Source organism: Bacteroides sp. D20 (genome assembly GCF_003436255.1).
In the GTDB taxonomy this organism is placed as follows: domain Bacteria; phylum Bacteroidota; class Bacteroidia; order Bacteroidales; family Bacteroidaceae; genus Bacteroides; species Bacteroides uniformis.
In genome coordinates, this window is record NZ_QSOO01000007.1 from 71,097 (window position 1) to 84,499 (window position 13,403).

Here is a 13,403-nt window from a genome sequence, read left to right on the forward strand (position 1 = left end):
ACATTTGCCGCATGAAAACCGTCTGCATCATTTTGGGAACAGTTTCTTTGGCACTCGGCATCATCGGCATCTTCCTGCCGTTGCTGCCCACCACGCCTTTCCTGCTGCTCACGGCAGCACTCTACTTCAGAGGCTCACCCAGACTGTACCAATGGTTGCTGAACCACAAATGCCTCGGTCCCTACATCCGCAGCTTCCGCGAGAACAAAGCCATCCCTCTACGTGCCAAAATCATCTCCCTACTGCTGATGTGGGGAACAATGGTTTACTGCATCTTCTTCCTGATTCCACTAACAGAAATAAAGACAGTATTGTTCCTTGTCGCTGTGGGGGTGACTTGGCATATACTGTCATTCAAGACGTTGAGATAAATGAATGTGCTAATGTGGTTAATGTGCTAATGTGCCAATGACCTGCGGTGTGAGAGTCTAATATACACATAGCGCAGCCAATTAGCACATTGGCATATTAGCACATTAATCAAACTCCTCCCAATTTTTCGAAGAATTCTCCCAACCCCTTCCGAGCATCGGCAAGCTTGTCTTCCCAATGTTTCACGGAGTTCTGCCCGATAATATCCGTCACGTACTTCACCGAAATGAAAGGAACATTCTTGGCACGGCATACCAAAGCCTGGGCATAGGCTTCCATATCCACAACATCACCGGACACATCCGAGAGTTCTGTCAAGAAAGTATCCCCCGTATTGCATACACCGCCTGCCGGCCAGTGTAAACAATATCCTTTTTGGGACAACAAATCCATTGAATCAATCTCATACTCCATACCAAGCTCCACCAGCTTCTGCATATCACGGTCTACAAAATGACGGCATACGAAAATATCTCCTACCCGATGACGGATAGTCCCTGCCGTACCTACATTGACCACCAAGTCCGGTTGCGCATGGCTTATCGCTTCAGAAAGATAAAAAGCCGATTTCACCTTTCCCACACCGGTACGGAGATAGCCTATCTGCACCTCTTCCTCCCCTATCAGTCCGGGAAATTTCAATTCCGTAAATTCGCCTTGTACGGCATAAGTGACTAAAATTCTCATATCATTCTATCTTTTTAGAGTCTGTTTAAATTTTGTCCGGCATGAGGGTGGCAAAACGGTTGATGACACACCCTCCTCCTTCTCATGAAAAAGGCAAAGATAGAAACCTTTTTCAGAAGATTTCCATCTTTACCCCATAAATGTAAAGTCACCCACACTCACAACCTCCCTGCCAGATAAGATTTCAATGACTCTACATATTCCTCAAATGCGTCTACTCCTTGCGGAGTGATCTTACAAATCGTACAAGGCATCTTTCCTTTAAAAGTCTTTGTCACCTCCACATATCCCGCCTTGCTGAGTTTGTCTATCTGCACGCTCAGGTTTCCTGCCGTAGCTTTGGTCTGCTGGCGGATATAGACAAAGTCCGCCTCCTCGACACTAATAAGCAACGACATCACCGCAAGCCGCAGTTCGCTATGGAGCAAAGGGTTCAGTTCTTTAAACATATATCATCCTCTTCTTTTATTGTTTGTGACGCTTCGCCACACTGTTCATGTAATGTCCGGGAATCACCATCATAAAGACGAACGCCAATGCAAAAAACAGTATCTGGTCTATGCCGGGCATATAGAAACATCCCAACGAGAGCAAGGCTCCCAGCACTCCCCCTATCGTAACCACTTTCGTGTTCACAATCAGTCCCGTCAGGGCAGTTCCCATCCCCATCATCAGCAAAATGACAAACAGAATAGGAATCTTCCATACAAATATGGCGGTACACGATACCAAGAAAGCACCCAGTCCAAATACCGTCCACACATAATCCACAACACGGTCTATGTAGGTCTTCAACATTTTCCGAGCCTTCCGCTGACTCCACAACGTAGCAGGAAAGGCTATGACTGGAAGCAGGAACCATAGGAATTGCCAATTGTTATTGCCCGTTTCCTTCAATAGAAACCAAACCAGCAACGAGATAATTACCGTTACATATCCCCACAGCAAAAAAGGTGTCCCTGAATTTTCCGCCATTCTGTCCTTCGTGTTCTGTATCATCCGAGTGATGAGTTCTAAACTCTCTTTCTCATTCAATTTTCTTTCTTCCATTTTCCTGCCGCCTTATTTGTTGCTTCCTTTTAATACCCGCTTAAGTGCTATCTCCACCTGCTTCGTGTCGGCGCTCACCTCCACATCCGCTATCGCGCAATACTCAGATGGAATTCCGTCTTCCCTATCCAACTGATAATTGTTGTTTTCATCATGATAGACATAAAGCTTATATTTACCCACTGTCACATCTTTCAGTTCCAGTACCGCCTCCGTGCCCTTGGCATCTACCATACCATACTGCCCCTTGTCAGTGGCAATCATTATCTTTCCCACAGCAGAAGGTATGTTCATCACCTTCACTTTCAGAACATCTTGCGCAGACACCCCCAATGCAAATACACAAAGAAGAGCTGCCGCCATACTTCTACAAACAATCGTTTTCATAATCATTCTCTTTAAGTTATACATACCAAAATCACATTTCGGGTTCGAACTCCGATACAAAGATAAAAGGTTTATTTTATAAACCAAATTATTATATAAATTATTTTATTTATTTCTTAGCATCTCCTCCTTCCTTTACTACATACTATTCCAACCGCACCTAAAGAGTAGTGCCTAAAACAGCAAAAAGTAATTTCGGCCTTACTAAACAAGCGTCGGACGATTACTATTTAGTAACGGAGATACTAAGCTTTCGAAAAGCAAGAAATAAAATCCTTCTAAAAAGCAAATTGTTCCATACCTATCCACATCTCTTGAAAAGCCAGCCTCCGCCACCCTTTTTCAATCCCTCAAAACCAGTACTTCATAGGCCACTTCGGTTATTTCGGCACTTCTACAGCATATTTTCCCCGAAAAGTTTTTGTAATCTCCAAGTAAATTGTATTTTTGTGTACAATTTTGGTGTAGTGATGACAGACGAAGAAAAGAAGCTATTAAGTACCTTTGAAGCCAGACTGCGGCATTTAATCTATCTGCACGATGAATTAAAACGCGAAAATGCTGAGCTAAAGCAACTTCTTGAAGCCAAAGAGGAGGAATACGGGAAGGTACAAGCTGAATACCGGGAACTGGAACTTAACTACACGAACCTAAAAACAGCTACGACAATCAGCCTTAACGGCAGTGACGTGAAAGAGACGAAACTGCGATTGTCCAAATTAGTGCGTGAAGTCGATAAATGCATCGCTTTGTTGAATGAATAAAGAGAAGAGGATGTATGAACGATAAGATAAAGATAAACCTGCAGATGGCAGGAGCCTCCTACCCTCTCACAATCAACCGTGAGGACGAGGAAATGGTAAGAGAAGCCGCCAAGCAGGTAGATATCAGGCTCAATGCGTATCGGGAGCATTATCAGAATGTGTCTCTAGAGAGAATTATAGCCATGGTGGCCTATCAGTTCGCTTTAGAAAACCTTCAGTTGAAGGACCGTAATGATACTGAACCCTATACAGCTAAAATAAAGGAACTGACAGAGGTATTGGAGACCTATTTCAAGGAACAATAAGCTGCAATCCCTCCGTCGGGTCGGTAAAAGAGAGAAATTCGCGCACTGTACAAAAGTTTGCCCTTCATCAAAGCAAGCTTTTATGCAGTGCTTTTTTATTTATATACTAAAAACAAATTAATAAAATGACAGTAGTTACAATAGTATTATCCATTGCCTGCTTCATTGTCGGAGGGTTTGCCTCGTACTTGTTCTTCAAGCACGGGCTGAAAAACAAATACGACGGTATCCTGAGAGATGCGGAAGCGGAAGCGGAAGTGATTAAGAAGAATAAGTTGCTGGAAGTAAAGGAAAAATTCCTGAACAAGAAGGCAGACTTGGAAAAAGAAGTGGCCCAACGTAACCAAAAGATACAGCAGGCAGAAAACAAGCTGAAACAACGTGAATTGGTACTGAACCAACGCCAGGAAGAAATCCAGCGCAAGAAGATGGAAGCAGAAGCCGTGAAAGAAAATCTGGAAGCCCAACTGTCCATCGTAGACAAGAAGAAAGAAGAACTGGAGCACATGCAGCGCCAGGAAATAGAAAAGCTGGAAGCCATTTCCGGACTTTCTGCCGAAGAAGCCAAAGAGCGCATGGTGGAATCCCTGAAGGAAGAAGCCAAAACGCAAGCCCAGTCCTACATCAACGACATCATGGACGACGCCAAGCTGACGGCAAGCAAAGAGGCCAAGCGCATCGTGATACAGAGCATCCAACGTGTGGCTACGGAAACAGCCATTGAAAACTCAGTAACCGTATTCCACATCGAATCAGATGAAATCAAGGGACGTATCATCGGTCGCGAAGGCCGCAACATCCGCGCCCTGGAAGCTGCCACCGGTGTGGAAATTGTGGTAGACGATACTCCGGAAGCTATCGTATTGTCAGCTTTCGACCCGGTTCGCCGTGAGATTGCACGTCTGGCATTGCACCAGTTAGTAACAGACGGACGTATCCACCCAGCACGCATCGAAGAGGTAGTTGCCAAAGTACGCAAGCAGGTAGAAGAGGAAATCATCGAAACCGGTAAACGCACTACTATCGACCTGGGCATCCACGGTCTGCATCCGGAACTTATCCGCATTATCGGTAAGATGAAATACCGTTCTTCATACGGCCAGAACCTTTTGCAGCATGCACGCGAGACAGCCAATCTTTGCGCTGTGATGGCATCAGAGCTGGGACTCAACCCGAAGAAAGCAAAACGTGCCGGACTGCTGCATGATATAGGTAAGGTACCCGATGAGGAACCGGAATTGCCGCATGCACTCTATGGTATGAAGCTGGCAGAAAAGTTCAAGGAAAAGCCAGACATCTGCAACGCCATCGGTGCCCACCACGACGAAGTGGAAATGACCAGCCTGCTGGCCCCCATCGTACAAGTATGCGATGCCATTTCAGGAGCACGCCCGGGAGCACGCCGCGAAATTGTAGAAGCATACATCAAGCGCCTGAACGACCTTGAGCAACTGGCCATGTCCTATCCGGGAGTGACAAAGACATATGCCATCCAGGCAGGCCGTGAGTTGCGTGTCATTGTCGGTGCAGACAAGATTGACGACAAGCAGACGGAGAACCTTTCCGGTGAAATCGCCAAGAAGATTCAGGACGAAATGACTTATCCGGGTCAGGTGAAGATTACCGTTATCCGTGAGACACGTGCGGTGAGCTACGCAAAGTAACATCAGAAAAGAAAATAAATGCAGAAAAGGGTGAATTCGTATTCACCCTTTTCTTATTTTTGCACCACAACCATAACTTTACAAAATGAAAGATTATCAGTTTGAAGTTTGTGCCAACTCCGTAGAGAGTTGTATTGCCGCACAAGCCGGCGGAGCAGACCGGGTGGAACTATGCGCAGGCATCCCCGAGGGAGGAACAACCCCCTCATACGGCGATATCCTCATCGCACGGGAAGTATTGCAGCAGACCAAATTGCATATCATTGTCCGTCCCCGTGGAGGAGACTTCCTTTACTCCTCCACCGAACAGCGCATCATGCTGAAAGACATAGAGAATGCCCGCCGCCTAGGCGCTGACGGAGTCGTGTTCGGTTGCCTGACGGCAGAAGGAGATGTAGACATTCCATTGATGGAGCAGCTTATGAAAGCCTCACAAGGGATGTCCGTCACCTTCCACCGTGCTTTCGATGTATGCAGAAATCCACAAAAAGCAATAGAAGATATTATCGCATTAGGATGCAACCGCATCCTAACTTCCGGACAGCAATCTACAGCAGAGCAAGGCATTCCCCTTTTGAAAGAGCTCCAACAACAAGCATCAGGCCGAATCATTCTATTGGCAGGCTGTGGGGTGAATGAAGCCAACATAGCCCACATTGCCCGAGAAACCGGTATCCGCGAGTTTCATTTCTCCGCCAGGGAAAATATCGAAAGCTCCATGCTCTATCACAATTCCGCCGTCTCTATGGGAGGAACGGTACATATTGATGAATACACACACACCATCACTACTGCGGAGCGGGTAAAGCGTACAATCGGAGCATTAAAAGCCTCTCCCCTAGCCCCTCCCCCGTAGGGAGGGGGACAGAGATAGTCCTACAAAATACAAACACTTCAAAACTCCCCTCCCTACGGGGGAGGGGGCGAGGGAGAGGCCTATAAAAAAAGGATGTACTTTTCAGTACATCCTTTTTTATATCATAGGATAAATATTATTTCTTCACCGGAGAAGAGTATCTTGCATTCAGGCCATCCAGAATCTCACGGGTGATGTTGTAGACACTGTCTGCATAGAGCAGATTGTCAAAACCCGTATTGCTGATAATCATGCTGTAACCTTTTGTCTTATTGTACTCCTTCAGGAAAGCATTGATAGAATCACGCAGTTGCAGGCTGTTCTTTTCATTCTCACTCATCAGCTCAGACTGCAGCTTGTTGCTCAGGTTCTGCAAATCCTGCTCCAACTTTGCAATGCGGTTGTATTCCTGCTGTGCTCTCTCCTGAGAAAGATAAGCGTTGTTCTGATACTTTGTCTGGAATTCCTGCTTCTGCTTCTCCAGTTCGCTGGCTTTCTGGTTCAATGTCAGACGGACATTCTCGCCCTTCTTCACCATAGCCTCATTCAAGTCTATGCAATAGTTGTATTTTGCCAAAAGCGTATCTATTTCAACATAAGCAATTTTCATTTCCGATAATCCGCCGGCTTGTGCAGGAGCGCTTGTCGTCTGTTTATCAGTATTGCCGGCACATTGAGCAAATAAAACGATCAGTGCGAGAGCTGCCAGACCGTTCATGAGGTAGTTTAATCTCTTCATAATTGATAAATATTGTTTTTTAAAATTAGTTCATACTATCGTTTAAGGCTTTTTCCAGTTCATCAATGGAAAAACGGGACTTGCGTTGTGCTTCCCTATCCTGCGACTGCACACAGCCGATACCTCTATCGCGCATTGCCTTATTGCCACTGACATGCCCGTTAGGGAACCTGCCGCCTTTCACAAAAAAGACCTTTACACCCAATAAAACAATGCAAATAGCAACTATTAACAGAGTTATCAATATTGTATCAAGCATTTCCATTAATTTTGTTACATGAAAATAGTGTTTTTACTATTTTTGTGGGTGCAAATATAGGGCTTTGGTTGGACTAACTCGCCTTTTTTACTCTAAAAAAAGAGAAAGGGGAATAAAATAGTCAATCAATTTAACCATATTTAGCAATAAGTGGTTAATTTAATGGAGAATTGATATTTGACAATTGATAATGAAGGCTGCATAAACACATGTAAGGCAGCCGCTAATTCAGATAATTATGGAAAAAAAAGACTTGAAACCGGCTGGTGTATTTCACTATTTTGAGGAAATCTGCCAAGTGCCGCGCCCTTCGAAGAAGGAAGAGAAAATCATTGCTTACTTAAAAGCATTCGGAGAAAAACATAAGTTGGAAACGAAGGTGGACGAAGCCGGAAACGTTCTGATAAAGAAACCCGCTACTCCGGGTATGGAAAACCGCAAGACTGTCGTACTTCAATCGCACATCGACATGGTATGTGAAAAGAACAACGACGTGAAGCACGACTTCCTGACCGACCCTATCGAAACCGAAATTGACGGTGAATGGCTGAAAGCCAAAGGTACAACCTTGGGAGCCGACAACGGCATCGGTGTAGCCACCGAACTGGCTATCCTTGCCGACGACAGCATCGAGCACGGTCCTATCGAATGCCTCTTCACCGTGGACGAGGAGACCGGACTGACCGGTGCCTTCGCCCTGAAAGAAGGCTTCATGAACGGAGACATTCTGTTGAACCTCGATTCCGAGGATGAAGGCGAGCTCTTCATCGGCTGTGCAGGCGGTATAGATTCCGTTGCCGAATTCACCTACCGGGAAGTGGACGTACCGGCAGGGTATTTCTGCTGCAAAGTGCAGGTAAAGGGGCTGAAAGGCGGACACTCCGGCGGCGACATACACCTGGGGCGCGGCAATGCCAACAAACTGCTGAACCGCTTCCTGAGCCAGGCATCCCAGAAGTACGACATGTACCTTTGCGAAATAGACGGTGGTAACCTGCGCAACGCCATTGCCCGCGAAGCACACGCGGTAATTGCCATACCCGATGCCGACAAGCATGCCCTGCGCACAGACTTGAATGTCTTTGCCGCCGAAGTGGAGGCAGAATATGCCGTCGTTGACCCGGACCTCCAATTCGTGCTTGAATCGGAAGCAGCCCGTCCCAAAGCCATTGACAAAGATACCGCCAAGCGCTTGCTGCAAACCATCTATGCCACACCTCACGGTGTGTATGCCATGAGCCAAGACATTCCGGGGCTGGTGGAAACCTCCACCAATCTGGCCTCCGTAAAGATGAAACCCGGCCATATCATCCGTATCGAGACCAGCCAGCGCAGCTCTACCGCCTCCTCCAAACAAGACATTGCCAATATGGTGCGTACTGTATTCGAAATGGGTGGAGCAGCCGTATCTTTCGGCGACGGATATCCGGGCTGGAAGCCCAACCCGCATTCAGAAATCCTGGAAGTGGCTGTTGAGTCCTACAAACGTTTGTTCGGTGTAGATGCCAAGGTAAAAGCTATCCATGCAGGTTTGGAATGCGGACTGTTCCTTGACAAATACCCGGCACTGGACATGATTTCCTTCGGACCTACCCTGCAGGGTGTGCACTCTCCCGACGAACGGATGCTGATTCCTACCGTACAGAAGTTCTGGGAACATCTGCTGGATATACTGAAGCACATTCCGGTGAAATAAATATCCCGCGTTCCTTAAAGGGGAACGGGAATCGTTTGTATGAACGTTATCCATAAGATAGGAGTTATACTCTTCCTTCTCTGCCCGTACATCAGTCTGTACGGGCAAGAAGGAAAAGATACCCTCACGTTTCGGATAGTAAGCTACAATGTAGAAAACCTATTCGACTCCCGACATGACACACTAAAGAATGACTACGAGTTCCTGCCGGATGCCACCCGGCATTGGAATTACTCTAAATACAGAAAGAAACTGGATAATATAGCCCGCGTCATCATCGCCACCGGAGGATGGACGCCGCCCGCCCTTGTTGCCTTGTGTGAGGTGGAGAATGACAGTGTGATGCGCGACCTTACCCGCTACTCTGCCTTGCGCGAAGCAGACTACCGGTATGTGATGACACAATCTCCCGACGAACGCGGCATCGACGTAGCGCTGTTGTATCAACGTAATCTTTTCAAACTGCTTTCCTATCAGAGCTTCCCCGTAGAAAAGCCCCGGAAGAATAGCCGTCCCACACGGGACATTCTTCACGTCAGCGGATTGTTGCTGAACCGGGATACGCTTGATGTACTGGTAGCTCACTTCCCATCCCGTTCGGGAGGGGCAAAAGAATCTGAACCTTACCGGCGACTGGCTGCCCGAAAGGTGAAGCATGCCATAGACAGCCTATACACGATACGCCGACATCCGCAAATTGTCCTTTTAGGGGATTTCAACGATTATCCGGAGAATAAATCGGTAAAGGAGGTGTTGGAGGCAGCAGCACCGTCAACATTGCAAGACTCTCTACGTCCACAAAAACTTTACCATCTACTGGCAGGAAAAGCCAAAACACGCAAGCACTTCGGCAGCTACAAGTATCAAGGAGAATGGGGATTACTAGACCACATCATCGTATCAGGTACGTTGCTGCAAGAACACACACCGCTATATACAGAGGAAGCGAAGACAGACGTATTCTGCCTGCCCTTCCTACTGACAAGAGACAAGAAATACGGAGGGCAGCAACCCTTCCGCACCTACTACGGGATGAAGTATCAAGGAGGATACAGCGACCACTTGCCTGTATATGCGGAGTTCCGGTTGATATATTAGTCGGAATACTGATACAGTTTCAAGTCAAACTTCTGTACCATCACTAGCAAGTGGTCGAAGATGTCGGACTGAATGCGCTCGTACTCTTTCCATACCTTGTTGCGAGAGAAGAAATATACCTGAATGGGTACCCCATACGTCGTGGGTTCCTTCTGGCTGATAATCAAGTCCATCTCCTGGTTCACCACCGGCAAGCTACACAAATAACGTTCGATGTAGATACGATAGAGCTGTGCATTGGTTGGCACCTCTCCTTCTGCTGGCTGATAGTCGGCCATCAAGGGGACTTCCTTGCGGATATTATCCAGCATTTCCGGAGTGCAGAACTTCAGGGTACTCATATCCAGAAAGATATTCTTGTTTACCCGTCGCCCGCCACTTTCCTGCATGCCGCGCCAGTTCTGGAAGGAGTTGTTCACCAGGGTATACGGCGGTACGGTCGAGATGGTTTCATCCCAGTTGCGTATCTTGACCGTGTTCAGCGTAATCTCCTCTACAACTCCATTGGCAACGCCACCCGGCAGCGCTATCCAGTCCCCTATCCGCAACATGTCGTTGGCAGAGAGCTGCACGCCGGCCACAAACCCCAGAATGCTGTCCTTAAATACCAGCATCAGTACAGCTGCAGATGCGCCCAGACCGGCAAACAAGGTCATAGGAGACTTGCCTATCAGCACTGAAACCACTATGATACCTCCGATAAAAAACAGCAGCACTTGCAATACCTGCACGAAGCCTTTCAGCGGACGGTTCTTCTGCTTGTCCTTCATGTTATAAACATCGAGCAGTACCAGCAACAAGCCGTTAATAGTAAGCAGCACCGCCACAATGATATAGACAGCACACACCTTTTGTGAGAACTCAAGCATCTCCTTTCCACGCACAAAGGCCATGGGCAGCAGGTAGTAGATGAGGATTCCCGGCAGAATATGTATCAAATGGTGTATCACCCTGCGTTTCATCAGCAACGTATTCCACTGATGGGGAGAGCGTCGGGTATAATGCTTCATACCGCCAACGAAGATTGCCTGGCACAAATAGTCCAGCCCTATCGAAAGCCCCACCATCAGCAGTGCAATAATCGTCTCGTCAAACATATCGGCAAACTTCGGGTCTATCCCCCAACCTATCAGGACTTTATTCATCCATCCTCCTAAACTCATCATAAGCTCTCTTTTTTTTGAAGTGTCTTGTTTGTATAACAATCCAAAGATAAAGATGTTTTCAGAGAACGGCAAGCATATACCCTTTTTTCATCAACGACTCAATCCTCACGCTCGGGTCGTTTTTTAGCGACCGCCGCAGATAGGACATCTGTACATTCAAGGCAAGGGAGTTGGCATACGAGGCAGTGCCCCACACAGCATCCAGCAACGTATCGCGACTGACAGTCTTATTCACATTCAGCGCCAGCAAGCGAAGGATATCGGCTTGACGGGAAGTAATCAGCACCTTACTATTTCCCGTACGAATCTCGTTCGTACTGTAATTGAACACGGAATGGCCGAAAGCATACATCTCATCCTCCGCCACGCCGGACAACTGCGAAGTGAAACGCTCGCGGATACGCGCTGTCAGCTCTTCCGGATAGAAAGGTTTGGCAAGATAATCGTTCGCCTTCAGTTGGAATCCTTGCAGGCGGTCGGCCTTATCGCTACGGTCGGAAAGGAAAAAGATCAGGACGTGTTTATCCATCTCGCGGATGCGTTCAGCCACTTCAAAGCCATTGTAACCGGGCATATTGATATCGAGCAATACCAAATCAGGCTTTATGAGCGGAAATTGTTCCAGAGCAATTTTCCCGTTTCCGGCATAAGTCACTTCATAGCCTTCCTTCTCAAGAAAGCGCTTCAGCAGCATTGAATATTTCAAATCATCATCGGCAAAAAGTATTTTCAAGGCTTTCATATCATTGGTTATTTTAGAGTAGGGATTATGCGGGTTAGCACGGACTTATTGAGGAATATTAATTTCAATCATTGTTCCCTTGCCAGCCTGACTATTTAAAGAAATGCTTCCATGATGCGCCTCTACCAGCAACTTTACATAGCTCAACCCCAGACCAATACCGGGCAACGAACGGTCGGGAAGATTACTGCCCCGATAGAACTTATCGAATACACGGTTCTGTTCGGAAACCGGAATGCCGATGCCATCATCAGACACCCGTATCGTCAATTGGTGATCCTGCAAAAGGCAATCTACAACAATATGCACAGACTTGCCCGAATACTTTACGGCGTTCTCTATCAAATTACTGATAATATTAGAAACATGCACCGGGTCTGCCGTTACCAGAGTCTCCGAACTGAAATGGGTTTCAATAGCAACATCCTTACCCTCAGGAACATGGTAAAGCCGGACAAGCTTTTCCAAACTCGTCTTTATATCAAATGTACGGACGGAAAGCTGCGTGTGTTCATCATCGGCACGCGTCATATCACGTAGTTTTGAAAGATAGGCCGACAAGTTATCCAGCTCGGACATGGAATCGTGAACCACTTCATCCATCGCTTTCTCATCTGTTCGCATAGACTTGTCATTGAGAAAGGCTATACACATTTTCAGAGCCTGGACGGGACGTTTCAGTTCATGTATCATAGTGTTTACAAAGCTTTTTCGCAGTTCGTCTATCCGCCGTTGCTTCAAGATGGTTTTTATCTGAAACAGCAGACAAAGCCCCAGCAGAAATATCAGACATGTACTGCCCACTAACTGCCAACCCATACGCACAAGTACCACATGAGGTGAAACCTTCACGGAAACAAGCACAAACTGGCGTTTCAGGGGATTATAAGGATACATTACTTCTATATATGGATTGAACAATGTACCTTGCCGTTTCAGTTCCGCATTCCACTGGTAAATGGAATCTTCGGAAACCACCAGATGCGTAGTAAACGTTTGTTCGTCCAAACGTATGGCAAGCAAGGAATCAAATTGCTGCAACGCAAAAGGCACATCCAACTCCAAACGATAAAGATTAATAATAGAGTTCAAATTAGGAGCATCTTTATCGGACATATTGATTTTGAATGAATCCTTCGCAATGAGCCGCTCTTCCGGCAAAAGGGTGTCTAACGCCAATGCCCATTTCCTACGCTTTGCCTCTCTCTCTTTATCATCTGTACTGGCAGAGTCCTGCTGCTCTATTTTGAGAGTTTCTATATTCTTTTGGCCCAAGCTCTCCAAGTCCCGCCCTTTCAGAACACCCAAAATTAATTCGTCGATAGTGGTCCGCTTTTCCAAATCAATGGATTTGCTCAAGTGATAGAAGAACATATTGGTATTGCTAAGCACCTTTTTGGGTTGGGGAGTACGGATAGAGTCATACTGTTGGGTGGTCTGCAAGATGCAATCATAAATACCATTGATTTGTTCATCATTCATATACTGATACTGATTACGCAACCAGTAGACCTGTCCGCAGGTAATAAGCAGTATCGATGCGATGGAGAATATCCAAACGATCTTAATCCGTTGTTCCATAATTGTTCTTTTTTAGTCTCACTTAGAAAGACTTTCA

Annotated in this window: 16 protein-coding genes; 7 read left to right on the plus strand and 9 right to left on the minus strand. The window is 46.5% G+C overall.

Going from position 1 to position 13,403, the window contains the following annotated elements:
* Nucleotides 1-11: 11 nt before the first annotated feature.
* Nucleotides 12-371, plus strand: coding sequence for a YbaN family protein (locus DXD78_RS09140; protein WP_009036614.1), 360 nt, complete (start codon nucleotides 12-14; stop codon nucleotides 369-371).
* 109 nt (nucleotides 372-480) lie between these two features.
* Here DXD78_RS09140 and DXD78_RS09145 read toward each other — a convergent pair whose 3' ends face one another.
* From DXD78_RS09145 to DXD78_RS09160, 4 genes are all read right to left on the minus strand, one after another.
* Complete coding sequence (locus tag DXD78_RS09145) at nucleotides 481-1,059, minus strand: MTA/SAH nucleosidase (RefSeq protein WP_005826419.1); 579 nt, start codon at nucleotides 1,057-1,059, stop codon at nucleotides 481-483.
* Nucleotides 1,060-1,217: 158 nt separating this feature from the next.
* The gene (locus tag DXD78_RS09150) at nucleotides 1,218-1,508 is read right to left on the minus strand and encodes a transcriptional regulator (protein ID WP_005826416.1); all 291 of its coding nucleotides are present in this window, start codon (nucleotides 1,506-1,508) and stop codon (nucleotides 1,218-1,220) included.
* Nucleotides 1,509-1,524: 16 nt separating this feature from the next.
* The gene (locus DXD78_RS09155) at nucleotides 1,525-2,109 is read right to left on the minus strand and encodes a hypothetical protein (protein WP_005826414.1); all 585 of its coding nucleotides are present in this window, start codon (nucleotides 2,107-2,109) and stop codon (nucleotides 1,525-1,527) included.
* Nucleotides 2,110-2,121: 12 nt separating this feature from the next.
* Nucleotides 2,122-2,496, minus strand: a complete 375-nt coding sequence (locus DXD78_RS09160) for a DUF2141 domain-containing protein (protein WP_034525507.1) — start codon at nucleotides 2,494-2,496, stop codon at nucleotides 2,122-2,124.
* 449 nt (nucleotides 2,497-2,945) lie between these two features.
* On the opposite strand from DXD78_RS09160, the gene DXD78_RS09170 reads away from it, so the two are divergent.
* The 4 genes from DXD78_RS09170 to DXD78_RS09185 all read left to right on the plus strand — a co-directional run bounded on the left by DXD78_RS09170 (nucleotide 2,946) and on the right by DXD78_RS09185 (nucleotide 6,085).
* Entirely contained in the window at nucleotides 2,946-3,260 is a 315-nt protein-coding gene (locus DXD78_RS09170) for a hypothetical protein (RefSeq protein WP_005835817.1), read from the plus strand.
* Nucleotides 3,261-3,274: 14 nt separating this feature from the next.
* On the plus strand, nucleotides 3,275-3,565 hold the full coding sequence (locus DXD78_RS09175) for a cell division protein ZapA (RefSeq protein WP_005826408.1): 291 nt from the start codon (nucleotides 3,275-3,277) through the stop codon (nucleotides 3,563-3,565).
* Between the two features lie 125 nt (nucleotides 3,566-3,690).
* A complete protein-coding gene (rny, locus tag DXD78_RS09180; protein ID WP_005835816.1) occupies nucleotides 3,691-5,229 on the plus strand; it encodes a ribonuclease Y in 1,539 nt (512 codons plus the stop codon).
* A gap of 85 nt (nucleotides 5,230-5,314) precedes the next feature.
* Entirely contained in the window at nucleotides 5,315-6,085 is a 771-nt protein-coding gene (locus DXD78_RS09185) for a copper homeostasis protein CutC (RefSeq protein ID WP_008663843.1), read from the plus strand.
* A gap of 136 nt (nucleotides 6,086-6,221) precedes the next feature.
* Here the strand turns inward: DXD78_RS09185 and DXD78_RS09190 are convergent, their stop codons facing one another.
* Both DXD78_RS09190 and DXD78_RS09195 read right to left on the minus strand, forming a co-directional pair.
* Nucleotides 6,222-6,824 carry an OmpH family outer membrane protein gene (locus tag DXD78_RS09190; RefSeq protein ID WP_005835815.1) on the minus strand — a complete coding sequence of 201 codons (603 nt, stop codon included), beginning with the start codon at nucleotides 6,822-6,824 and terminating at the stop codon, nucleotides 6,222-6,224.
* A 25-nt stretch (nucleotides 6,825-6,849) separates the two neighbouring features.
* The gene (locus DXD78_RS09195) at nucleotides 6,850-7,083 is read right to left on the minus strand and encodes a hypothetical protein (protein ID WP_005835814.1); all 234 of its coding nucleotides are present in this window, start codon (nucleotides 7,081-7,083) and stop codon (nucleotides 6,850-6,852) included.
* Nucleotides 7,084-7,321: 238 nt separating this feature from the next.
* Between DXD78_RS09195 and DXD78_RS09200 the strand changes: the two genes are divergently transcribed.
* Together DXD78_RS09200 and DXD78_RS09205 are read left to right on the plus strand one after the other, a co-directional pair.
* Complete coding sequence (locus DXD78_RS09200; protein ID WP_117652687.1) at nucleotides 7,322-8,779, plus strand: aminoacyl-histidine dipeptidase; 1,458 nt, start codon at nucleotides 7,322-7,324, stop codon at nucleotides 8,777-8,779.
* Between the two features lie 39 nt (nucleotides 8,780-8,818).
* Nucleotides 8,819-9,877: an endonuclease/exonuclease/phosphatase family protein gene (locus DXD78_RS09205; protein WP_117652688.1), complete on the plus strand. Its 1,059-nt coding sequence runs from the start codon at nucleotides 8,819-8,821 to the stop codon at nucleotides 9,875-9,877.
* Here the strand turns inward: DXD78_RS09205 and DXD78_RS09210 are convergent.
* The 3 genes from DXD78_RS09210 to DXD78_RS09220 are packed head-to-tail and all read right to left on the minus strand — an operon-like array spanning nucleotide 9,874 to nucleotide 13,366.
* The gene (locus tag DXD78_RS09210; protein ID WP_034528589.1) at nucleotides 9,874-11,043 is read right to left on the minus strand and encodes a mechanosensitive ion channel family protein; all 1,170 of its coding nucleotides are present in this window, start codon (nucleotides 11,041-11,043) and stop codon (nucleotides 9,874-9,876) included. The two genes, DXD78_RS09205 and DXD78_RS09210, sit on opposite strands and share 4 nt — an antisense overlap.
* A gap of 58 nt (nucleotides 11,044-11,101) precedes the next feature.
* Nucleotides 11,102-11,785 carry a response regulator transcription factor gene (locus DXD78_RS09215; protein WP_005835806.1) on the minus strand — a complete coding sequence of 228 codons (684 nt, stop codon included), beginning with the start codon at nucleotides 11,783-11,785 and terminating at the stop codon, nucleotides 11,102-11,104.
* A gap of 45 nt (nucleotides 11,786-11,830) precedes the next feature.
* A complete protein-coding gene (locus DXD78_RS09220) occupies nucleotides 11,831-13,366 on the minus strand; it encodes a sensor histidine kinase KdpD (RefSeq protein WP_009036601.1) in 1,536 nt (511 codons plus the stop codon).
* Between the last annotated feature and the right edge of the window lie 37 nt (nucleotides 13,367-13,403).